Source organism: Streptomyces sp. NBC_00224 (assembly GCF_041435195.1).
Classification (GTDB): domain Bacteria; phylum Actinomycetota; class Actinomycetes; order Streptomycetales; family Streptomycetaceae; genus Streptomyces.
In genome coordinates this window covers 8,745,377-8,766,634 of sequence record NZ_CP108106.1, presented here as the reverse complement: position 1 = coordinate 8,766,634, position 21,258 = coordinate 8,745,377, and the positions used below count along the sequence as shown (strand labels likewise).

Annotated in this window: 24 protein-coding genes and 3 pseudogenes; 20 read left to right on the top strand and 7 right to left on the bottom strand. The window is 69.1% G+C overall.

Annotation, left to right across the window (positions count from 1 at the left end):
* The first annotated feature begins 199 nt into the window (after positions 1-199).
* From OG965_RS39230 to OG965_RS39185, 10 genes are all read left to right on the top strand, one after another.
* Positions 200-727, top strand: a complete 528-nt coding sequence (locus OG965_RS39230) for a hypothetical protein (RefSeq protein ID WP_371648008.1) — start codon at positions 200-202, stop codon at positions 725-727.
* Between the two features lie 197 nt (positions 728-924).
* The gene (locus OG965_RS39225; protein WP_371648010.1) at positions 925-1,569 is read left to right on the top strand and encodes an ATP/GTP-binding protein; all 645 of its coding nucleotides are present in this window, start codon (positions 925-927) and stop codon (positions 1,567-1,569) included.
* A 141-nt stretch (positions 1,570-1,710) separates the two neighbouring features.
* Positions 1,711-2,298, top strand: coding sequence for an SAF domain-containing protein (locus OG965_RS39220; RefSeq protein ID WP_371656807.1), 588 nt, complete (start codon positions 1,711-1,713; stop codon positions 2,296-2,298).
* On the top strand, positions 2,298-3,125 hold the full coding sequence (locus OG965_RS39215) for a hypothetical protein (RefSeq protein ID WP_371648012.1): 828 nt from the start codon (positions 2,298-2,300) through the stop codon (positions 3,123-3,125). The genes OG965_RS39220 and OG965_RS39215 overlap by 1 nt, the downstream gene beginning before the upstream one ends.
* Positions 3,115-4,602, top strand: coding sequence for a CpaF family protein (locus OG965_RS39210; RefSeq protein ID WP_371648014.1), 1,488 nt, complete (start codon positions 3,115-3,117; stop codon positions 4,600-4,602). The genes OG965_RS39215 and OG965_RS39210 overlap by 11 nt, the downstream gene beginning before the upstream one ends.
* The gene (locus OG965_RS39205; RefSeq protein ID WP_371648016.1) at positions 4,599-5,546 is read left to right on the top strand and encodes a type II secretion system F family protein; all 948 of its coding nucleotides are present in this window, start codon (positions 4,599-4,601) and stop codon (positions 5,544-5,546) included. The genes OG965_RS39210 and OG965_RS39205 overlap by 4 nt, the downstream gene beginning before the upstream one ends.
* A complete protein-coding gene (locus tag OG965_RS39200) occupies positions 5,543-6,427 on the top strand; it encodes a type II secretion system F family protein (RefSeq protein WP_371648018.1) in 885 nt (294 codons plus the stop codon). Before OG965_RS39205 ends, OG965_RS39200 begins: the two co-directional genes overlap by 4 nt.
* Positions 6,428-6,466: 39 nt before the next feature.
* A complete protein-coding gene (locus OG965_RS39195; RefSeq protein WP_371648020.1) occupies positions 6,467-6,682 on the top strand; it encodes a hypothetical protein in 216 nt (71 codons plus the stop codon).
* A gap of 77 nt (positions 6,683-6,759) precedes the next feature.
* On the top strand, positions 6,760-7,104 hold the full coding sequence (locus OG965_RS39190) for a TadE family protein (protein ID WP_371648022.1): 345 nt from the start codon (positions 6,760-6,762) through the stop codon (positions 7,102-7,104).
* Positions 7,101-7,619 carry a TadE/TadG family type IV pilus assembly protein gene (locus OG965_RS39185; protein WP_371648024.1) on the top strand — a complete coding sequence of 173 codons (519 nt, stop codon included), beginning with the start codon at positions 7,101-7,103 and terminating at the stop codon, positions 7,617-7,619. Before OG965_RS39190 ends, OG965_RS39185 begins: the two co-directional genes overlap by 4 nt.
* Before the next feature lie 20 nt (positions 7,620-7,639).
* On the opposite strand, the gene OG965_RS39180 is transcribed toward OG965_RS39185, so the two are convergent.
* Positions 7,640-7,975, bottom strand: a complete 336-nt coding sequence (locus tag OG965_RS39180; RefSeq protein ID WP_371648027.1) for a hypothetical protein — start codon at positions 7,973-7,975, stop codon at positions 7,640-7,642.
* A 36-nt stretch (positions 7,976-8,011) separates the two neighbouring features.
* Positions 8,012-8,545, bottom strand: coding sequence for a DUF4262 domain-containing protein (locus OG965_RS39175; RefSeq protein WP_371648028.1), 534 nt, complete (start codon positions 8,543-8,545; stop codon positions 8,012-8,014).
* 176 nt (positions 8,546-8,721) lie between these two features.
* Here OG965_RS39175 and OG965_RS39170 point away from each other — a divergent pair, with 176 nt between their 5' ends.
* The 3 genes from OG965_RS39170 (at position 8,722) to OG965_RS39160 (ending at position 12,998) form a co-directional block, all read left to right on the top strand.
* A complete protein-coding gene (locus OG965_RS39170; protein ID WP_371648029.1) occupies positions 8,722-9,177 on the top strand; it encodes a pilus assembly protein TadG-related protein in 456 nt (151 codons plus the stop codon).
* Positions 9,174-12,614, top strand: coding sequence for a hypothetical protein (locus OG965_RS39165; RefSeq protein ID WP_371648031.1), 3,441 nt, complete (start codon positions 9,174-9,176; stop codon positions 12,612-12,614). The genes OG965_RS39170 and OG965_RS39165 overlap by 4 nt, the downstream gene beginning before the upstream one ends.
* A gap of 258 nt (positions 12,615-12,872) precedes the next feature.
* Positions 12,873-12,998, top strand: a complete 126-nt coding sequence (locus OG965_RS39160; RefSeq protein WP_371648033.1) for a hypothetical protein — start codon at positions 12,873-12,875, stop codon at positions 12,996-12,998.
* A gap of 87 nt (positions 12,999-13,085) precedes the next feature.
* Here the strand turns inward: OG965_RS39160 and OG965_RS39155 are convergent, their stop codons facing one another.
* On the bottom strand, positions 13,086-13,721 hold the full coding sequence (locus OG965_RS39155; protein WP_371648035.1) for a hypothetical protein: 636 nt from the start codon (positions 13,719-13,721) through the stop codon (positions 13,086-13,088).
* Positions 13,722-14,443: 722 nt separating this feature from the next.
* Positions 14,444-15,094 carry a hypothetical protein gene (locus tag OG965_RS39150; RefSeq protein ID WP_371648037.1) on the bottom strand — a complete coding sequence of 217 codons (651 nt, stop codon included), beginning with the start codon at positions 15,092-15,094 and terminating at the stop codon, positions 14,444-14,446.
* Positions 15,095-15,156: 62 nt separating this feature from the next.
* On the opposite strand from OG965_RS39150, the pseudogene OG965_RS39145 reads away from it, so the two are divergent.
* Positions 15,157-15,261, top strand: a pseudogene (locus OG965_RS39145) (helix-turn-helix domain-containing protein); the annotation flags it as partial.
* Positions 15,262-15,396: 135 nt separating this feature from the next.
* Here OG965_RS39145 and OG965_RS39140 read toward each other — a convergent pair.
* Positions 15,397-15,573, bottom strand: a complete 177-nt coding sequence (locus tag OG965_RS39140) for a hypothetical protein (protein WP_371657181.1) — start codon at positions 15,571-15,573, stop codon at positions 15,397-15,399.
* A gap of 22 nt (positions 15,574-15,595) precedes the next feature.
* Between OG965_RS39140 and OG965_RS39135 the strand changes: the two genes are divergently transcribed.
* The 6 genes and pseudogenes from OG965_RS39135 (at position 15,596) to OG965_RS39110 (ending at position 19,628) form a co-directional block, all read left to right on the top strand.
* The gene (locus OG965_RS39135; RefSeq protein ID WP_371648039.1) at positions 15,596-16,756 is read left to right on the top strand and encodes a hypothetical protein; all 1,161 of its coding nucleotides are present in this window, start codon (positions 15,596-15,598) and stop codon (positions 16,754-16,756) included.
* Positions 16,757-17,032: 276 nt separating this feature from the next.
* A pseudogene (locus OG965_RS39130) lies at positions 17,033-17,998 on the top strand (phage minor capsid protein); the annotation flags it as partial.
* A 23-nt stretch (positions 17,999-18,021) separates the two neighbouring features.
* A pseudogene (locus OG965_RS39125) lies at positions 18,022-18,174 on the top strand (phage minor capsid protein); the annotation flags it as partial.
* A gap of 30 nt (positions 18,175-18,204) precedes the next feature.
* Complete coding sequence (locus OG965_RS39120) at positions 18,205-19,320, top strand: hypothetical protein (RefSeq protein ID WP_371648041.1); 1,116 nt, start codon at positions 18,205-18,207, stop codon at positions 19,318-19,320.
* On the top strand, positions 19,224-19,448 hold the full coding sequence (locus OG965_RS39115; protein ID WP_371648043.1) for a hypothetical protein: 225 nt from the start codon (positions 19,224-19,226) through the stop codon (positions 19,446-19,448). The genes OG965_RS39120 and OG965_RS39115 overlap by 97 nt, the downstream gene beginning before the upstream one ends.
* Positions 19,449-19,460: 12 nt before the next feature.
* Entirely contained in the window at positions 19,461-19,628 is a 168-nt protein-coding gene (locus OG965_RS39110; protein WP_371648045.1) for an Rmf/CrpP fold protein, read from the top strand.
* Between the two features lie 10 nt (positions 19,629-19,638).
* Here the strand turns inward: OG965_RS39110 and OG965_RS39105 are convergent, their stop codons facing one another.
* Positions 19,639-20,187, bottom strand: coding sequence for a hypothetical protein (locus OG965_RS39105; RefSeq protein WP_371648046.1), 549 nt, complete (start codon positions 20,185-20,187; stop codon positions 19,639-19,641).
* Between the two features lie 637 nt (positions 20,188-20,824).
* Entirely contained in the window at positions 20,825-21,112 is a 288-nt protein-coding gene (locus tag OG965_RS39100) for a hypothetical protein (RefSeq protein WP_371648048.1), read from the bottom strand.
* Between the last annotated feature and the right edge of the window lie 146 nt (positions 21,113-21,258).

Below are 21,258 nucleotides of genomic sequence, written 5' to 3'. Positions count from 1 at the left end.
AGTCGGGAAATGGGGGCGTATCTGCGTAGCCTGGCGGTGGCGCAAGCCCGCCACCGGGCCGTAGCTCTGAGCCCTGCATGCCGAAATCCAAGGACAGCGGCCGACCGCACCGCGTTCTACGGGAGACCACGTGACAGCTCCACACCCCCCCTTATCTGCACACACCGTCGCTGCTCGCACCCGAAGACAGGGCGCAGCAATGCTCCTCGCCGGGACTCTGCTGGCGCTGGCCGGATGCAGCGCCAACAACTCCCCCGCATCGTCCAAGCCCCGCCCCGCCCCAACGGCTGTCTCTCACTCTCCCAGTTCGACCGCTGACGCCGCAGACGCGACCATCATCGCGGCATACACCAGCTCCTGGGACGCGCAGACCAAGGCCTACGGCAAGGCCTCTTCTGCGGGCACCGACCTGCAGAAGAACACCACCTTCAAGGCGCTGGCCGACGTCGAGAGCGACCTGGTGGCCATGCGGAGGGCCGGGCAGGTGACCACCGGCAGGCCGGTGACCCGTCCGAGGGTCGTCACCGTGACCCACGGCAGAGTCCCCACGGCGACGGTCGTCGACTGTGTGGACACGACGAACTGGACGCTGGTCGACAAGGCCTCGAAGCGGAAGACGCCGCTGCCCACGACGCGGCTCATCAAATACGTCAGCACGGCAACGCTGGAACAGTGGGGGACAATATGGATGGTCACCAAGCTGACCGCTCAAGAGCAGTCCTGTTAGCCGGACCTCTCGCCGCCGTCACCGGGGCCCTGGTCCTGGCCTCGGCTTCCGTCGCGCACGCCGACCCTGATCCTGATGTGCGTGCCGGGACCTGTCAGTCCGTCAAGTTCTGTGTCGGCGTTGGAGTCGGTGGCAAGACCGGCGGCGCTACGGGGCAGGCGGGCGGGTCAAGCGGCAGCAGTGCCAGCGCCAGCAAGTTGAAGTGCCAGTACACCAAGGTCGAGGCGAAGCCTCCGCCCGCACACCCGGCCTGGGAGGGCAAGGACCCCGCGAAGTTCGAGATGTATTTCATGTCGTGCTCGGACGGCGGCCTGGACAACCCGGACGGTTTCATCGTCGTGCCGCAGGGGCAGCCGCCCGTGCCGCAGGTCGATCCGCGGGAGCTGGCCCAGCGCGCGGTCGACTCCATGACGCTGCTGGGCCCGGACATCGCCAGCCCAAGGGCGAGCGGACGCTACACCGTGGGTGTCCCGATGTGGATGTGGGTCAACCAGAGAGCCACCACCTACGGGCCGAACTTCGCGTCGGCATCGGCGGGCGGGATCACCGTCACCGCGACCGCGAAAGTATCGAGGATTGTGTGGGCCATGGGCGACGGCGCCACCGTGACCTGCAACGGGCCCGGCACCCCCTACACCTCCTCCGGTGCCATGGCCCCGTCTCCCACCTGCGGGCACCTCTACTCCACCACCTCGGCTGATGCCCGCAGCAGTCGGTTCCTGGTGACCGCGACGTCGACGTGGGCGATCACCTGGCAGGGCGGCGGACAGGCCGGCCAGCTCACGGAAGTCCGCCACAGCACCGTGCCGGTCACGGTCGGCGAAGTCCAAGTCGTCCGATAGCGCCGCCGGAAGGAGACAACGGTGAGTAAGACCGAACAACATCCCGGCGCCGCTGGCGCGCACGGTATTCCCCAGCAGCGCGCTGTCGGCGGACCGGTGGCTCCGCCCCGGGTCTCGGCGCGCAGGCGGCGCCCCGGCGTCATGGCGCTGTCCCTGGCGCTGATCGCCGCCGGGGGTGCCGGAGTTGCGGTCCTGCTGCTGCAGGTCGGCCACCGCACGGAGGTGGTGACCGTGGTCCGCGACGTCCAGGTCGGCCAGGTCCTGAGCGAGCACGACCTGGGCAGGGCGTCTCTCGCCCTGGACCCGGCCGTCAAAGCGGTGCGCGCCGACAACCTGGCATCGGTGGTGGGCCAGCGGGCCGCCGTCGAACTGAGGCCCGGCTCCCTGCTCGCCCCCACCCAGGTGACGAAGGACCTGCTGGTCAAGCCGGGCGAACAGCTGGTGCCGATCGGTTTGGAGCCCAAGCAGATCCCCGCCACGGGGTTGGTGGCAGGCCAGAGGGTACAGCTGGTGCACGTCCCAGCCCCGGGCACTGCCGATGCGGGCAAAGTGTCGGAGGCCGCGCCGAAGACCCTTGTGGGCCGGGTCGTGAAGGCCTCGGGCGCCGCGCCCGGCACGGGGATCGTGGTCGTGGACGTGGCCACCGCCGCGACCGACGGCCCCACCGCCGCCGCGTGGGAGGCGGCCGGCACGCTGCGCCTGGTGTTGGCCGCTGCGGAGGGTCCGTGATGGCGGTGATCGCCCTCGCGGGCTGCAGCGGGGCGCCCGGCGTGACCACGACCGGCCTGGCCCTGCTGCTGGCGTGGCCGCTTCAGGCGGGGCGGCGGATGATCCTGGCGGAGTGCGACCCGGACGGCGGCGCCGTGGCACACGGCCTGCTGCAGGGCACGCTCGGCGACCGCTACGGGCTGCGCAACCTCTCGGTGGCCGCCCGCAAAGGGGAGTTCAGCGACGCCTTCTGGCGCCAGCTCATCGACCTGAGCCGCACAGACGGCCAGGGGAAGTCGCCGCGCGAGCGGCTGCTGCTGCCCGGCATCACCGACCCCGCGCAGGCCGCGAGCCTGGGACCGGTGTGGACGGTCCTGTCTGAGATGTTCCGGGGCATCGACACCATGAGCGGCCACGACGTGCTCATCGACCTCGGCCGACGCGGCGCGTACGGGCCGAGCGGGGTGCTAGCCGAGCAGGCCGATACCACGGTCGTGGTGGCCCGCAACACCCTGCGCGGTCTGCAGGCAGCCCAGGGCCGGGTGCGCGCCCTGCGAGACCACCTCGGTGACGTCAGCGTCCTGATGATCAACGAGGGGCCGTATCCGGTGGGTGAAGTGCGGCGCGTGCTGCAGGTGCCGGTGACCGCCACGCTGCCCTACGCGCCCGTGGAGGCCCGCGTGCTGTCCGACGGCACCGAAGCGCCCCGCCGGTTCACCAGGACGGCGCTCATGAAGGCCGCCCGCACCACCAGCCAGGTACTCATCCAGCAGGCCGCCCTGCGCCGGAAGCGCCTGCATCCACGCGACCCGCGCGCAGCGGACGGGGAGGCAACCCATGCACGCTAGGCCCCTGCACCCCGACCCCACCGTGGCACCACTGCCCCAGGAACACACACGCCAGACCAGCGGCACACCCGCACCCGCGGGCTCCGCCTCGGGCACGCGGCGGCCCGGAGCGGCGGCCCCCGCCGTCACGGTCGACTACCGGGTGGTCCGGGAGATCGGGTCGCAGGTGGCCAAGCACCGCGAGGAACTCCTCAAGTCCCGGCCGGACATGGACCGGGCCAGCGAGGAACAGCGCTGCCTTCAGTGGATCGCCGAGGCCGTCGCGCTGTGGTCAGACGCCCAGGCGATGGCACCGGCGCAGGACGAAGCGCTGCGGCGCGCCGTGTACGACCTGCTCTTCCGCGCAGGCCGGCTGCAGCCCTACCTGGACGATGACCGGGTCGAGGACATCCTCATCCAGGGCCCCGGCGAGGTGTGGCTGGACTACGGCGACGGCGAGCGGCGCCGGGTGGGGCCGGTCGCGGACTCCGAGGAGGAACTGCTGGAGCTCTTGCGGGAGCTGGCCCGCGGCTCCGGGCACAGCGAGCGCACCATCTCCACCGCCAGCCCGACGCTGGCTCTCTCCCTGGGGGACGGCTCCCGCCTCCAGGCCATCACGGGGCTCGGGCCGATGACGTACGCGGTCATCCGCCGCCACCGCATCTCCCACGCGGATCTCGACGACCTGGTGCGCATGGGCACCCTCGATACGGTCCTGCGTGACTTCCTCGGCGCCGCCGTACGGGCCGGGAAGAACCTGATGATCGCGGGGAAGCAGAAGGCCGGAAAGACCACGCTGCTGCGGGCGCTGCTCAAGGAGTTCGACCCGCACTGCCGGTTCGCCACCATCCAGAGCGAGGACGAGCTGTTCGCCCACGCCAACGGCTACCACTCGCAGGTGGTGTCGTTGGTGGGCCGCGAGTCCAACGGGGAGAAGGACGTTGCCGGGCGCGGCGCCGGTGAGGTCACGCTGCTGGACTTGATGCATCCCGCTTTGCGGATGTCGCTGGAGCGGATCGTGGTCGGCGAAGTCCGCGGGCCCGAAGTCGTCGCGATGATGCAGGCGCTGACGAACGGGTCGGGCGGCAACTTGTGCACCATCCACGCCCGGCGGCCCAACGTCGTCTTCGACCGGATCGCCGAGCTGTACGCGCTCGCCCAGGGCAATCTCTCCGAGCAGCTCGCCTACCGGCAGACCGCCAACGGCCTCGACTTCATCGTCTACGTGGACATGACGGACGAGACGCAGATCGGCGGGCGCCGTCACCGCTACGTCTCCCATGTCCTGGAGGTGACCGGAATCGGTGAGAACGGGCGCCCGGCCACCAATGAGGTCTTCTCCCCCGGCCGCGAGTGGGGCGAGCTGCGGGCCGTGCCGAGGATGGCCCCGGGCTGCATCGACGACCTGCGCCGCACCGGCTTCGACTCCGCCCTGCTGCAACAGCCCCACGGGGCCTGGGCACAGCCACTGGCGCTGACGCTGGGGGCGACCCGATGACCTGGTTGTTCGCCCTGCTCAGCGGAATGGCCGCCACCAGCGGGCTGATCGGCGTTGTGGCCGGTGCCACGGGCACCACGGCGCCTCGACGGGCCCCGCTGCGCCAGCGCTGGCAGGCGGTGCTGCGCGGCGGACGCCCTCAAGGCGAGGACGCCCGGCTTGGCAGGCGCACCCTGATGGCCGCAGGGGGTCTGATCTGCGTGGCCGTGTGGCTGATCAGCGGGAACGTCGTCGGCGGTGCGCTGCTGGGCGCGGCCGTCATCGGCGTGCCCTGGCTGATCACCCCCGCGCGGATGGCCAAGGAGCACATCGGCCGCCTTGAAGCCCTGAGCGAGTGGACCCAGCGCCTGGCCGGTCTGCTGCGGCTGGGCATGGGCCTGGAACAGGCGATGATCACCAGCCGTCAGGGGGCGCCGGACGAGCTCACCCCGGAGATCGTCGCCCTGTCCGACCGGCTGCGGCTGGGCTGGCGACCTGAGGGAGCGCTGCGCGCGTTCGCCGATGACCTGGACGATGTCACTGCGGACAAGGTGAGTGCCGCGCTCATCATGTCGGCGGGCGACCGTGGCCCGGGCCTGGCGCAGGCCTTGGAGGACCTGTCGGGCACCGTCCGCGAAGACGTCGCGAAGAAACGTTCCATCGAGGCGGACCGGGCCAAACCGCGCACCACCATGCGATGGATGACGATCATCACGCTGGGGGTCGTGGTGGCGGGGTTCTTCGTGCCGTCCTACACAAGGCCCTACTCCACGCTGCTGGGGCAGCTCGTCCTCGCCCTCCTGACGTGCGGGTTCGTCGGCGTGCTCGCCGCGGCGCGGCAGCTCGGCTCCTTCAGGCGTATCCCCCGCTTCCTGGTCACCGACCCAGCCAGCACCGTCCGCCTGCCGATACCCGCACCAGAAATACCGGAGACCGCCCACACGCCAGAAGGAGCCGCCCCGTGAACCTGCTCCCCGTCGTGGTGAGCGGCGGTACGGTCGGCGCCGGCCTCGCGCTCCTGGTCCGCGAACTCCTCACACCCCAGCCCGCGCTGGGACCAGCCCTTGAACGCAGTGCCCCGGCGGACCTGACGGCGCCGGAGCCGCAGTGGGACCGCGAGGAGAGATGGGGCCGGTGGCTGCTGGCCCGCCTGCAGCGGCTGCCGGGCGTGCGGGTCCCCGCCACCGACCTGGCCCTGCTCGGGCAGGGGCCGGGCCAGTTCATGCTCAAGAAGACCGCACTCGCCGGCTTCGGCCTGCTCGGCCCGGCGATCGCGACGATTCCTTGGATCATCGCGGGCGTGGGCCTGCCGTTCTATGTCCCCGCAGGTGCCGGACTCCTCGCCGCGGCCCTGCTGTTCCTGATCCCCGATCTCGCCGTACGCGACCAGGCCAAGCGGGCGCGCGAGGAGTTCGCCCACGCTCTGTCCGCCTACCTGGACCTGGTCGCGCTCAAGCGCGCCGCCGACGCCGGCCCCGCACAAGCCCTGGAGAAAGCCGCCACAGTCGGCGAAGGCTGGCCTTTCCTGTACCTGCAGGGCGCGCTGCGCCGGGCCCGGCTGGAGAAGATCCCGCCCTATCAAGCACTCACAGAGTTGTCCGCCCAGTACCGCCTGCCCGTCCTGGACGACATAGCCGACATCATGCGCGGCAGCGCCACCGACGGCGCCGCCGTCTACAAGGCACTGCGGGCCCGCAGCGCCGCCCTCAACGCCGAACTCCTGGCCGCACAGGCCGCCGAGGCGAACACGGCCAGCGAGAAGATGACCGCGCCGGGCGCCCTGCTCGCCGTCCTGGTGATGCTGCTGATGGCGTTCCCCGCGGTGATCCGCATGCTCGCCCTCTGACCACTCCAGCTCGTTCAACGCTCCAAAGAGGTGGGAACCATGACGCACATCGCAGCCCGCACCCGCCGTGCTGTGCTCCAGCTGACCACGCACGTGCGGGACGGCGTTCGCGAGGGTGGCGGCTGGCCGGACCGGGGCGACATCTCCATCACGACCGTCATCATCTGGCTGGCCGCTGTCACCGGCGCCGTCCTGGTCGCCGGGACCATCGCCGTCGTGATCGCCAAGTACAACGGCAGCCTCGGCGGCCTGTGATGAAACACCCCACGCGGCTGACAAAAGGGTGGCAGGGACGACGTTGGCGCAACGACCGCGGCGATACCAGCATCCAGATGTCGATCATCTTCCCGTTCGTCCTGCTCGCCACGCTCGCCGTCATCCAGGCTTCCCTGTGGTTCTACGCCCGCCAGATCGCGTTGACCGCGGCCCGTGAGGGCCTCACCGCCGCCCGCGCCTACCAATCGCCCCCCGCCGATGGAGCGGCCCGGGCGCGTGGCGTGCTGGGGCGCAGCGCCGGGGACAGCCTGCGCGGCTACAGCGTCGTCGCCACCAGCAACGGGCAGCGGGTGCGGGTGCGGGTATCGGGCACGGCCCTGTCGATCCTGCCTGGTCTGCCGGGTCTCCGGGTGACGCAGTCGGCGTCCGGGCCCCTGGAACGCTGGGTGGCGAGACCGTGAAACAAGGTCTATGCGCGGCCCGTTGGGCCCGCCAAGGACACGGCGATGAGGGCAGCGCAGCGATCGAGGCGGCCATCATCCTCCCGGTACTGATCATGTTCTTGTGTCTGGCTGTCGCGGGCGGCCGGATCGTCACCTCCGGCGCGAAGCTCGACGCGGCAGCCCAGGACGCGGCGCGCGAAGCCTCGATCCACCGCACAGCGGCAGCGGCCCAGAGCGCCGCGCGGTCAGCGGCTGATGAGTCCTTGCAGGACCAGGGCATCGCGTGCGCATCGACCAGCGTCAGCATCGACACCGGCGGTCTGCGCGTGCCGGTCGGTCAGGTCGGCACCGTCACGGTCACCGTGACCTGCACGGTCCCCCTGGCCGAACTCCTGCTGCCGGGCCTGCCAGGAGCCAAAACGCTCACTTCGACGGCGACTTCGGTGGTGGACCAGTACCGGCAAAGAGCTCTTGGGTTCGCGAATTCTGAAGTGCCGTGGAGTACGAACCGAAGTGCGGGTGCTGAGCGGTGAGCGCGCGAGGGTACTTGGGTTCACGCTCCGCGCGTCGAGCGTGCTCGAGCTCTTGCCTGGCAGGCGGACCGTGCGGTGAGCCAGACGGTCTCAAACTCTCCGACGGTGAGTTCCTGCGGATCGTGGGGCTCCCACTCATGGACGGGAACCTCCGCCGTGACACCGAAGGTCGCCTCGTAATCTGCAAGGGTTCCGGCCTGTTGGGCGGCTTCCCACTCGGTCAACGAGGCAGCGGCGATGGGCTTTTCGAGCGGTCCTTGGAGTTCAACCTGACGGGTGACCCAGCCGTCGGCGTCGACCTCAATGTAGAACCAGGTGTCTTCTTCAGCCCAGTGGCTGCGAAACCAGCGCGTCATGACGTCATTGTCCGTGATGGCGCCTCGGTTGCCTCTTCACAGATCCTGCGTCCAGACCCCGACGGGGTGTTCGTCGGGACGCAGCGACAATTGGGGTTGGCAGTCCAGGAGGTCTTCTCCTCCAGGCTGCCAGGGGAAGGCTCCGTCACGGTTGGGCCAGACGGCTTGGAGGAACGGGAACGGCGGCTTGCGGTAGTAGCCGATTGCGGTACCGAAGAACGCCTTGTACCAGCGGTAGTCGACGCCCTTGAGGACGACCCGGACATTCGCGATGTCGTACAGCTCCTGGTCAGCTTCCCAACGTTGTCCCTCGACAGCCCGTCGGGCGAGGTCGTTGAGGAGTGTCTGCATCCGCGAGATGTCCAGGCCGAACATCGCCAGCTCGGGTATCCGGTGCTGGTGCCACAGGCCGATGGTGTACGCCCAGCCGGGTCCCTGGTCGTCGGCGGGGACCATCGTGACCTGCCACCCATGCTGATGAATGATCTCGGCGGTCGACTGACTGCCGGGGTCACGTTCCTTGATGTCCTGGCAGACGATGCAGTGGCAGGCGGCGCGACCGATGGACATACCCGGGAGGTTACGGGAGCAGCGCGGCTTCGCGTCCAGCGGGAGTGGCCGGGCAGACAAGGATGCCCTTCCCCACCGGCGGGGCCATGGGCTCTCGCCGTCGTCGATGTGTCACCCGCTCCGGCAGCAGCGGTCGTTGCCCATCCGGCCTCTCTTGCGCGACGGGGTGAGTGAGGATGTCTCGTTTGAGGCGTGTACGCCGAGCCCGGCGGGACGACCGGGGAGGGGTCACCGTGTTCGTCGCCGTGTGCGTCATCGCGCTGATCGGCATCATCGGCGTCGCTGTCGACGGCGGCAGCACGATGCGTGCCATCGAGCGCGCGGACTACCTCGCAGGCGAGGCCGCCCGGGCGGGCGGGCAAGCCCTGAGCCCTGCCGATGCGATCAGCGGCAGAGCCATCGTCGTGGATCCGCAGGCTGCGGTCGCGGCAGCCCAGGCGTACCTGCGCTCCGCCGGTGCCACTGGGACGGTCAGCCTGTCCAGCGATGGCAAGTCGCTCACGGTCACGATCACCGCCTCCTGCCCCACGAAATTCCTCACCGTGGTGGGCATCGGCTCTCTGCCGGTGGCCGGCCATGCAACGGCCACCCTCCTGCATGGCGTCGAAGCCCCAGAGGGGCAAGGAGAATGATGCGCACCACCAGCTCCCTGCACGCCGCATCCCCGGGCCGCACGCTGGCGCGGGCCCTCACGGCCGTGCTGGGTCTGCTGGCCCTGGTGGTCACGGTGATCGGGCTGCCGATCCTCCTGGCGTGGGCCACCCCGGCCATCTGGGCTGCCACCCACGACGACGTCGTACACCTGCTGGACCGACAGGACACCGGCGCAGTGTTCCTTCTGCTGCTCGTCACGGCCGGCTGGGCCGCGTGGGGGCAGTTCACGTTCTGCACCCTGCGGGAACTCATCGCGCAGGTGCGGGGCCGTGCCTGGCATGTCCCGCGTGGAATGGGCGCCTCTCAGCGCGCCGCAGCCCTGCTGGTCGGCAGCATCGTGGTGCTCCTGCCCACCAGCTCCGCCCTCGCCTCCACCGCACCCACCGGGCAGAGCACCACGGCGGCCCGCCTGCCCGGGCAGACCCTGCCACCGCAGGCCACCCAGACCGAACACGGCACGCCGCCCGCAGCGGCAGCCGGAACGACGTACACCGTGCGGCAGGCGCGGCCCGCCCAGAGCCTGTGGGGCATCGCCGAGCAGCAGTTGGGCGACGGTGAGCGGTGGCGGGAGATCGCCGAGCTCAATGAGGGCCGCACTATGGCCGACGGCACCCCATTCCGGACGAACGGCTTCCTCCAGCCCGGCTGGCAGCTCCGAATGCCCGGGACCAGCGCCGAGGAAGGCACCCGTACGCACCGAGGGGATAGCACCCCTGCTCATGTCCAGGGCGAGCGCGCCGTCACGGTCCACCCGGGCGACTCCCTGTCGAAGATCGCGGCGGAGGAACGCGGCGACGGGAACCAGTGGCCCCGCCTCTTCGAGTCCAGCCGGGGCACACCACAGCCCGGCGGCCTCCCCACGATCACCAACCCGGACATCATCTACCCGGGGCAGCAGGTGACCGTGCCCAGCGCCCCACGCGCCCAGCCTTCCCAGCACCATGACCGGGACGCGGACACCGGCAGTCGACAGGCCGCTCCCCCAGCCACCCAGAAACCCGAGGGTGCGCAGAAGCCGGGCCAGAGCCCAGGCGACGGGGCCGGCCGCGCGCCGAGCCAGACCAACATGCCTGCTCCCCACGCCTCGAACGCCAGCCCGCCGTCCCCTCGCCCGGCGCAGCCCGGGCAAGAGCAGGCATCGCCGCCCACCAACACCTCCACCGCGCCCCGGGCCAGTACAACGCCCCCGACCGCTACGCCGCTGCCCCCAGGTCAATCGTCCAGCACCCCTACATCCCCGCCCGCCGCTCCCGGCCAGGGCACCCCGGCGACGGCTTCCGCCGGCAACCCGCTGAACCAACGCACCGTGCTCGGCGCCGGCGCACTGCTCGCGGCTGCTGTCACCGGCGCGCTCGGCCTGCGCCGCACCCTGCAGCGCCGGCGCCGTAAACCTGGCGAGACGATCGCCATCACCCCTCAGACATCCACTGCCGAGGCCCAGTTGTCGGCAGCCGCCGACACCGACGGCGCACCCCGTCTGGATACGGCCCTGCGCACCCTCGCCCACCACCTGGCCCAGCAGCACGACGACACCGCCCCGCTGCCAGTGCTGCGAGCCGCCCGGATCGGGACCCGGACCATCGCAGTACTGCCCGAGGACCACGATCAGGAACCGGTCGCGCCCTTCACCGCCGGGCAGGACAGCTGGTGGGTCCTGCCCGCTGACGCCCCCCTCCTGGACGAGGAAGCCGCCCAGGACATACCACCGCCCTATCCCGCACTGGTCACCATCGGCAGCGCCACCGCGGGCGACCTGCTGCTTCTCAACCTCACACAGTTACCCGCCCTGCTGCTGGACGGCGCCCCGCTCCACATCACCGAGGTCTGTACCTCCGTCGCCCTCGAACTAGCCATGAGTCCCTGGGCCGCCGACGCCGAGATCGTCACCGTCGGGTTCGGCGACGAGCTACCGCAGCTGCTGCCCACCGCACGGATCACCCACCTGCGCCAAGCCACCCATGCGCTGCGCGACTTGAGCGAATGGCTGCTGGAAACACACCAACTGCCGGACACAGCACATCATCCCTATGTGCTGCTGTGCGCATCTGCGCTGGACCCGGACACCTCTTGGCAGTTCGCCGACCTCCTCGACAGAGCCAGCTCCCTCCCCGTCACACTGATCGCCCCGGCGAACACGGCCTCCGGCCACTTCCCCCAGGCGGAAACGCTCAACGCCTCCCTCGACGAACCCCAACCCCTCGACTGCACCGGCACCACGATCACCGTGCAGCGCCTCGAACACACTGCCTACCAGCAGATCGCCAACGCCCTGAGAGTGTCCGGACAGCCGCCCCACCCGGCCGAAGGAGCCTGGCAGGAGGTCCCGGACGAGCCCGGCGGACACCAGCAGACCGACCCGACACCCCCTCAGAAACCCGCTGTGCCCACAGCCGCCGCTCCCCCAAGTCCGCGCCCGACGGCGGCCACGGAGACGAACGGCGAGGTGTTCCCCGCTCTGCTCGCCGCCACCACCGATCCCTCCGGACTCCGCCTACCGGCCACCCCCGCCGCGCCGCCACGCGGTGCCGAAGCCGACCACGGTGCCGCAGCAGCAGATGCCCGGGTCCCGGCATCCCTGGCGGCCGCGACTCCCCGCACCGGACCACAGGCCACGGAGAGCCACGCCCCCGTACCCTCCAGCACGGAGGACAATGCTCCGACGGTGGGCGACACACCGGACCTGCACACCCCCGAAATCCGAGTCCTGGGCCCCGTGGAGGTGGCGGGCGTGGACAGCGCCGGCCACGGCCCGAAGCTGAAGCAACTCGCCGCCCTGCTCTACTTCCGGCCCGGGCGCAGCGCGGAAGTCCTGTGCGCCGACATGGACCCCGCCCACCCGTGGTCCACGCGCACCCTCAACACACGGCTCCAGGGCCTGCGCAGCTGCCTGGGCAGCGACCCCTTGGGCACCCTCTACGTCCCCCGACGCAAGACCCGCGACGACCCCTACCAACTCGCCCCGACCGTGCGCTGCGACTGGAGCCACTTCCTACACCTCGCCCAACACGCCCTACCGCGCGGCCCGGCAGGCCTCACCGAACTCGAGACGGCACTCACGCTGGTGCGGGGCACGCCGTTCGCCGGCCGGCCACTGCCGTGGGCCGAGCCCCTGCAACAGGAAATGCTCACCCGGATCATCGACATCACCCACACCGTGGCAGTCCACCGCACCGCCCCCGGCCCCCACCACGACCCAATCGCCGCACGCCACGCCATCATGACCGGCCTCAACGCCGACGAATCAGCCGAACTGCTCTACCGGGACTGGATGCGTTTGGAGGCTGCCTGCCGGAACCGTACGGGACTCAATAGCGCCATCACCCGCCTGCAACAGGTCAACCAGACACTCGACTGCTCCCCAGAAACGAAAACAACCGAACTCATCAACGAACTCCTCAACGCCCGCAAGGCCTAACTGATCGTTTCAGAATGAGGTGCGCAGGCGGCGGAGGCACATGAGGCTGCAGGCGGGCAGCTTGCCGTCCAGCCAACTGCGCGCGCTGCCCTGGGTACCGAGTGTTCAGCCTCGTCGCCAGTTGCCGGCGACACGGGTGTTGTCGACGCCGGAGAGAAAGCAGAAGTAGTACTCGCCACCGCTGAGTTGGTACCGGGCCAGTGCGGACGGGATCGCCACCACGTTTCCGACCTTCCGGTCGACGCCCCAGGTGACGTGGTGTGCAGCACCATCGCGGGCAACCCGAAGGACAAGGCAAAGCAGATCGACCTCGCGAACCAGCGGTTCACCTCCCCTACCCATCCGAGCGGGTTCGGCAAAGCCAAGGCCACCAAGATCAACTAGGTTGTGCGTACACACCTGTGCCACACAACCTAACTTCACGCCGAGAGCCCGACAGCCCCTTGGCTGCCGGGCTGCCATCCTCGGTGGCTACACAGGCCACACTGGCTGATCAACACGCGACCGCACGCCATGGTGGTCGAACTGCCAGTTCTGGCCGTTGGCATCGGTGAACGCTAGTACCGGCGGATAGTTCGCAATGTGGGTGGCCACGCCGGGGGTAAGAAAGAACGAGGACGACCGTCCGGGACCGATCACCGCAACGGGAGCCGTAACGCGCTGCGGGTTCCCGTCCTCGGTGCGCCCCGGGGTCATGTCCCAGACAGCGTCTGCCAGGTAGGGGCCGCACCGGACGTCGACATCGCGAATCACCTCGTCGCTGTTGTTCTGCACAGAGACTTCCCAGCAACGGCTGTTCTCGATGCCCGGGTACAGCTCTTCCGGCCCTGCACGCATGACAGCCAGCATCGATACTCGCTGGGCCTGCATCTTTGCTCTTTCCTCCGCCAAGGCGACCAGCTCCCGTTCCTGGAGGCCGAGCACCTCTGACTGTCGCTGAATGAATGCCCTTTGCTCGCCCATGAACTGAGACTGCTCGTCAATGAACGTCCGCTGCTCACCGATCTGTTGGCGCTGACTAGCGAGAGTCCAGATCGCCCCGACCGCAGCAGCGCCAGCGAACGCCGCGCCGACCCAGGTGGGCGCATCGCCCCAACTGATCGTCATGCGGGTCACCTTACGGCCGGGCGCCGCTGAGCGCCGGGAGTCAGACGGATTACAGACGCCGACCGTGGAGCGATGCCCACTGGCTACGACTCACTTCTGCTGCCACTCCCTACGGAGTCGGCGCACGGCTGTGATGGCGCGAATGCCCTTTTCAGCAAGCACCGGCACTTGATCGAGAATGTAGCCAAGGACGAGCACGCAACCCCCCAGGGCTGCCACCGTCGCAGTAGCCCAACCAACAGTCTCCACGGGCCGAGTCACCTTTCGAGCCTGGCGATCGGCACCGAGTGCGGGCAGCCTCGGCCCGACCACATTGTCTAGTGGTCGAAGCCGAGACCGCCTGTCGCAGAGGCAACGTTGTACACGTCGGGTCTCGACCCGCACCCAACCACGGTGCGCGGCGCTCATATCCAGGCAAGGCCACAAGACAGGGAGCTAGCCCCTGGCCTCTGGTCCTGCCTGTGGCTCCACAGAAGGCCGGACGTACGCGACAGCGGCCCTTGGTATTCGTGAAGTGGAGCGTTCTAACAGCCTGGCAGCTGCCTCCGGGGTTGGGGCGCCACAACAGTTGCGCCGTTATCGTTTCGTTACCTAATCCGGGAGCGCCTCTGCCGCACCCGGAAACTGCCCCCTGACACACGCCCGGTCGTCCACAGCTCGGCGGGGGCGCCAATCCCGTCAACGCCCGAGGCACGCCTCACCGTTGAAACCCGAACGCCAGGCTAGTTTAACGATTGCGGGGGCTGCCTGTCGGACTCATTCGCTTGGGGTAGTCGCCTCATCTCCTGGACCAAGGTTGCGCAGCTCTCGACATAGCTCTCGACGGTAGACACGCTCAAATCGGACTTGGCCCTTGCTAGGTGGGCCATTCTCCGCAGCTCCGTATAGAGGCCAGCGCTTAGTCCCGTCAAACCGCGTTCTACCAACTCTGCTTCTGGGCGCCACACTTCGCCACCGGCAAGGCGCGGCAGTTCTTCTCCCAGCACCTCCGCCGCGACTGTCTGCACATAGGACCACGCGAGCGCCATCCCTGCGATGGGATTCGTCGCAGCCAACTCGCGCGCCTGCGCCAAGACGTCGGGAGGACTCTCCTCTTCCTTGCGCCCTCGATGAGGTTCCTCGGGCAGCCGGCCGCTCGTGCCAGAGTCCGACCCACCAAGTTGCGTTTCCTGTTCCTCCCTGACTTTCCTCGTAAGGTCAGCGCGCCCCTTGTTGGCCTGATTGAATGCCATGCGAGCGCCAAAGCCTTCGAATGATTCAAGCCGAGTCAATAGTCCCCCGATCTGTTTTCGAAAGATCCAGACAGCCGCAACAATAAGTGCTGGCCAAATTACGGCTTGCACATATTGCAACACCACGTTGGCTGTGCCCATATACCTAGCGTGCATCCGGCCTTCCGAATTCGCCTGTTGACCGACACGCCGGAGGTGAGGCCATGGCTGGGCCGATCCGTGAACTGGATCGCAACCGCGTCCGTGAGCTGCATGCCGAGGGCAAGTCACGCAACGAGATCGCCCGCACGATCAAGCGCAGCGCGGCGACCATCTCAAAAATCGCCGGCGAACTGGGCCTCTCATTCAGCGGGGGTGCCCGGGTAGCCGCGGCCATGGAGGCTCGACGAGCCGACGCTGCCGTGCGACGCGAGCTGCTTGCCGACGAAGCACTCGACGGCTCGCTAGGACAGGTCGCCAAGGCCACCGTCGCCGAGACGGCCCGCGAGGCCCGCGACCATGCCACCGCCGCCCGCGCGCTCACCGAGGTGCACGCCAAGGTCGCCGAGCTCGCCCGACCCACCAGTACCGGCCGCGCCGGGGGAATGCTCGACCGCCTCGCCGCGCCCTGCTCGGGCCACCGGGAGGTGATGCGGACAGGGGGTGATCACCTCGACCCCGTCCTTATCCGACAAGCAACTGTGCTCGATCCGCGAGACGACCGCTCGCATCAACCTTTGGCACCGCAGCGTGCGCAGCGGGAAGACCATCGCGTCCTTGCTGCGCTTCCTGTTCGCGGTGCGCCGAACGCCGGCCTCTGGGCTGCTGTTGATCGTGGGCCGCTCGTTCGCGACGATCGAGCGCAACGTCATCGAACCGCTTCAAGACCCGCTGTTGTTCGCGGGCACGGCGGCCGAGGTTCACCACACCCGGGGCGCGACCACCGCCGTCATCCACGGGCGCACCGTGCACCTGATCGGGGCGAGTGACGCCCGGTCCGAGGGCAGGCTGCGTGGTCTGACCGCGTTCGTCGCCTACGCAGACGAGGTGACACTGCTGCGCCACGAGCCGGGCCGCATTCTGCACGGCCTCTACCAGGGAAGCCCGGACCGGCTCGGCACCCGGGTGCCCCTGACCGAGCATCCCGAGGCTGCCGTCTCGGCTGGCTCGCTTGGCCCCGAGGGCGACGCGATCGAGACCGGCATACCCGAGCTGACCGCCGCCTACGTCCCCAACATCCGCCCCAACCGCAGGCACCGCGGTTCGCCGTTCGGCCGCTCCGACTACGCCGCACCGCTCCATGACCTCATGGACGCGCTCGACGAGACATGGTCAAGCTGGATTCGCGATATCCGCCTCGCCCGTGGCCGGCTCATCGTGCCGGCCGGGTACCTGCGCGACCAAGGACCCGGCCGGGTCGCGACGTTCGACGACGACCGGGAGATCTGGCAGACCCTGAACATCCCGCCGACCGAGTCGGCCGGAACGGGGATCACCCTGTCGCAGTTCGCGATCAGGGTCGCCGAACACCAGTCGACAGCCGATGCGATCGTGCAGCAGGCCGTACGCTCGGCCGGTTACTCCGCGGGCCTTGTCCCCGAGCGGCCCCGGGTGAGCTTCGGCGACTCGGTCAGCGAGGACCCGGCGAGCACCGCCCAGACCCTCTCCCTGCTGCAACAGGCGCAGGCCGTGAGCACCGACACCAAGGTGCGCACTCTGCATCCCGACTGGGATGACACGGCCGTGCGAGAGGAGGTCGATCGCATTCTCACCGAGACCGGCCAAGCCGCCCCAGACCCGATGCAGCTCGGCGCCCTCCCCTGACACGGCCGCCGACCTAGTGGTTAGAAGAGCCGCCGAAAGAGCCGCTCCGCCCGCGCTCTGACGTCAGGGTCAGGATGCGCGAGCGCCACCGCGAGGAGAAGCACGACGACGAGTAAGGGCCCGGAAGCAGCGAATGCCTGCGTCAATTCGTTCATGGCCGAGGAGATTACGCGAGCCTCCACCGAGGCGCCCGCACCGGATTAACCCTTAAACGTTGCCTATTCCGTTTTCGCTATGTAACATTAAAAGGGTCACGCCGCCATAGCCGCAGGTCAGGTGACCAAGAGCCGCAATCACCGGCGTACCCCCAAAGGGGGCCCGTCCACTCAGGCAGCGCACTCCCGTGATGCACATCACGCGAAATTCCTTTTACTCATCTCCGAGTTTTTCGACATTTACTCGAAATGTCCTTGGGGGGTGGGCGTGCCTATTCACCAGGGAGTGGTCGAGGATCTGTCGGCCGGAGTCCGTGACCTGTACGCGGATGCCGAGCAGCGTCTGCTCGGCCTCGTGGCAAGGCAGCTCGCCGACGGCTACGAGGCCCCGGGCTGGGCCACAGCCAAACTGCGCGAAGTTCAGGCCCTGCGCCGGGGCGCGCAGGGGGTTGTCGACGCACTCGGCACGGCTATGCGGCTGGACGTGTTCGACGCGGTCGCCGAGGCGTACAACACCGGCACCCGCTCCGGTCTCGCCGAGCTCGGCGCGCTGCACGACGACGACCTGCGCCGCATCGCGGAGGTGACGCCGAACACGAGGGCGGTCGACCGGCTCGCACAGGAAACGGTCGACCTCCTCACGCAGACGCACCGCGGAATCCTGCGGGGCGTCGAGGACGGATACCGGCAGGCCATAGCCGAAGTAGCCGCAACACCGCTCCTCGGCATCGACACCCGCAGACAGGCAACCCAACGCGCGATGGAGAGATTCAGCGACCGCGGGCTGCGCACGTCCACCGACCGGGCCGGCCGCTCGTGGCAGATGACCTCTTACGCCGAGATGTCCACCCGCACCGCCGTCGGCCGCGCTGCCGTCGAGGGACACGGAGACCGGCTGCGCGCGGCCGGCCTCGACCTCGTGATCGTGTCCAACGCTCCCCATAACTGCCCGTTGTCCGACCCGTTCGAGGGCAAGGTACTGAGCCTGTCGGGGCCCGACGGGCACCGCACAGTCGAGGCCGAGCACGCCACCATCGACGGCAAGCTTGTGCGCGTGGACATCCACGGCAGCGTCAACGAGGCACGCCGCCGGGGCTTCCAGCATCCCAACTGCCGCCACAGCCTCTCGGCCTACCTCCCGGGGTCACCCGGGCGCCGGTCGAGCACTCCGAGGACCCCAACGGCTACGAAGCATCGCAGCGGCAGCGCGCGATCGAGCGCGGCATCAGGAAATGGAAGAACCGCAGCGCCGCCGCCGTCACCCCCGAGGCCAAACGCGCGGCCGAGGCGCGCGTGCGGCAGTGGCAGGCCAAGCAGCGCGAACGCCTGCGCCAGCACCCCGAGTTGATCCGCCGCCGCGAGCGCGAGCAGATCGGCGCCGGCAACCTCCCTCCCAACGGGGGCACAGCCGGACGTACCGGCTCGCCAATCGGCCCGGGGTCGGACCCGTTCGAGGCCGCACGCGTGCGCTCCGGCGACGCGCGCACCCTGCCCGAGATGAGCGAGGCGCAGCTCGGCGCCGCCATCCGGCCCGGGGTCCTCGATCAGCGCGACCTTAACCGCATACGTGCTGAGGGCGACCGGCGCGATGGGCAGATGCTGCTCGGCCGCATCCGCCCGAACGGCAAACTCGCCACGCGTCTCACGGATTTCAGCGATGACGAGCTCGCCCGCTTCTCGGGGCACCTGGGCGACGAGGACATGCTGCAGGTCATGGCGGAGATGGACCGCCGCGACGTCGACGCAGCCCTGCCCGGCATCCGGCGCGACCTCGTCGGCCTGTCCGAGCACGACCTCGCCGACCGGGCCAGGCACGTGGCGGACGACCGCGACGCGATCGGCGCCGAAACGCACCGCCGCCGTCTGCTCGCCGATCTGTTCCCCGCCGGGCGCCTCGCCGCCGACCTGTCCGCGATCGGCGACGACGTGCTCGTGTGGGGCGTGCGGTACGCCGCCCCCGAGGACGCCGCCCGGATCACCGCCGAAATCGACCGCCGCTATCCCGCCCCGCCGCCGGCGGCCGCGACCGGGGCCACGGTCGCCGACACGCTCGCCAACCGGGCCGCGCTCGATCAGGCGATGCGGCCGGTCGCCCTCGATGCCCCGCCGCCGGCCGATCCCGACGAGTGGGGCGCCTACGGCCGCGACATCGAGAAAGGCCCGGACGGCACCGAGCCGAACGCTGGGCGTACGAGAAGGAGCTCGCCGAGCGCCAGGGGCAGACTGCGTACACCCGCGAGGAGATACGCGAGATGTACCGCGAACACGTCTATTTGCAGTGGCTCGCCGCCGAGGACTACACCCGCGGGCACATGCTCACCAAGCAGGCCGAGGCCACCGGTGTCGACCCCGAGTCGCTGTTCTCCGGGCCCGCGCACGTCGCCTACGCCCGTGCCTCCGAGGACCTGATCAGGTTCTGGGAGGACGAGAGCCCGCGCGTCACCCTCGCCGAGTTCACCGAACAGATATCCGGCCTGCGCACCAAGGAGGCCGAGACCGCCCGCCACTCGCGCGAGAACCAGCGCCGCAAGTTCTGACCGGGGGTGATCGTGGGATTCCGCGAGGACACCGTGCGCGCCCGCCAGGCCGGATACACCGCCGCTCGCGCGGGCCGGCCGCTGACCGACTGCCCGCACAGCGCCGACTCCTTGCTGCGCCTCGCGTGGGTCCGGGGATACAAGGCAGCCCACCCGCCCTCGGTTGAAGTCACCGACTAACCCTTTGGCTTCACTTCAGACAAGCTCCGGATTTACGGATTGCGGCTACGAAATTCCTTCCGAGCTCGCCCTCTTTAGAGTTAAGAGTCTGACATAGCCGTTCGTCACGGAACGCATTATAGATGGACTGACTCCATGCGGCCCAGTCATCACATTCCTCTGTATCTTCCCGAGAGCCACGCAGGATTAAATGCCCGTCATCCGGGAAACAGCGCACAAGACCCGGAAGGGTCGCGTACGCATAATCCCAGTAAGTCAGATTCCACTTGAAGCTCGATTTCATCCGCTGCCGCTCCGCCGGATCCTTAACATCCTCAAACGGAACATCCCCGTTGATATAGAGATTCAGCTTTGCATTTTCCGCCGAGAGTAGGACCTCGTCCTGATTGAGGGACTGCTGATATAGCCCATCCAGCCTGGCCGCTGAGACCTGATTTGCAGCCTCTTTCGCCTGGCTCATGGTGGCCACGGTTTGAAAGGACACGAAGACTAGGGTGGCGAGCGCCAGGGCAGCCAGAACTATCTCCAGAATAAACCTGCGCCGCTCAAGGGGTGCCATTGGCGGAATTACCACAGGGGTTGGCTGAGGAGTGGGAGCGCTCGGCGGGTTGGGGGCAGGGGATCCCGAAGAGGGCGAGACGCTACCTGCCATACTCCCCACCCTTCCCGAATTCTCGGGCCGCGCAGAACTTCCTGCCCCCTGCTCGCGTGTCCCACCATATCCGCGCAGACAGCGACACGGAAGAGGGAGGCCACATAGAACGTTCGTCCATTAAATCAAGTCACACGACTCCTCTTACATCTCTCTTTTCTCGTCACTTTTCCATTCGGAACGAGGCATTCAACGCCATGCCAGATACCTGCGTCGTCGACTCTTTGCCGATCCACACTCGCACGGGCGATACCGCTCTCGGATTCCGGCGCGATGGCCGCCCGATCTGGCCGATCAGGGGCGGTTCCGGGGAGAGGGCGACCCGGGCGGCCCAGCGTCACCCAATGAGCAGGCCCAGCCGCCCAGCGCACCGGCCACGCGCACCCCGTCGGCCCCGGATCCAACGGCCGAGCAGCAACTCGCCGACGCCACAGCCCGCGCCGAGCAGGCCGCCGCCGAGCTCGACGAGCTGCGCCCCGCCCTGGACGCGGTCACCAAGGCGCTCAGCCCGAACGGCGCCGAGCCCGAGCAGGACCCCGCCGCACTAGCCGCCGCAGTTGCGGAGCGCGACCGGCTGCTGAGCGAACATGCGTCCGAGCTGCGGACCGCGCGCGTCGAGCTCGCCGTCGCCCGCGCCGCCGCCGACCAGGGCGCGCGCGGCGACCGTCTGCTCAACTCGCGGTCTTTCCTCGCCTCGGTCGCCGGCTTCGACCTGGTCGACAAGGAATTCGGCGACAAGCTTGCCGCTGCGATCAAGGCGGCCGTCGACGCCGACCCCGACCTGTACCGAGCGGTCCCGACGGGCCCGGCGCGCGGCGGCGCCGAGTTCCACGGCGCCCCAGCGGGCGAGCGGCGCCCCGCCACCCTGCATGACGCCATCGCCGCCCGCCTCGGCGGCTGACCCACTTCTTTCTGACTGGAGATCCGCCTATCGCAATCACGCTGGCCGACGCCCGGCTCAACACGCAGGACGACATC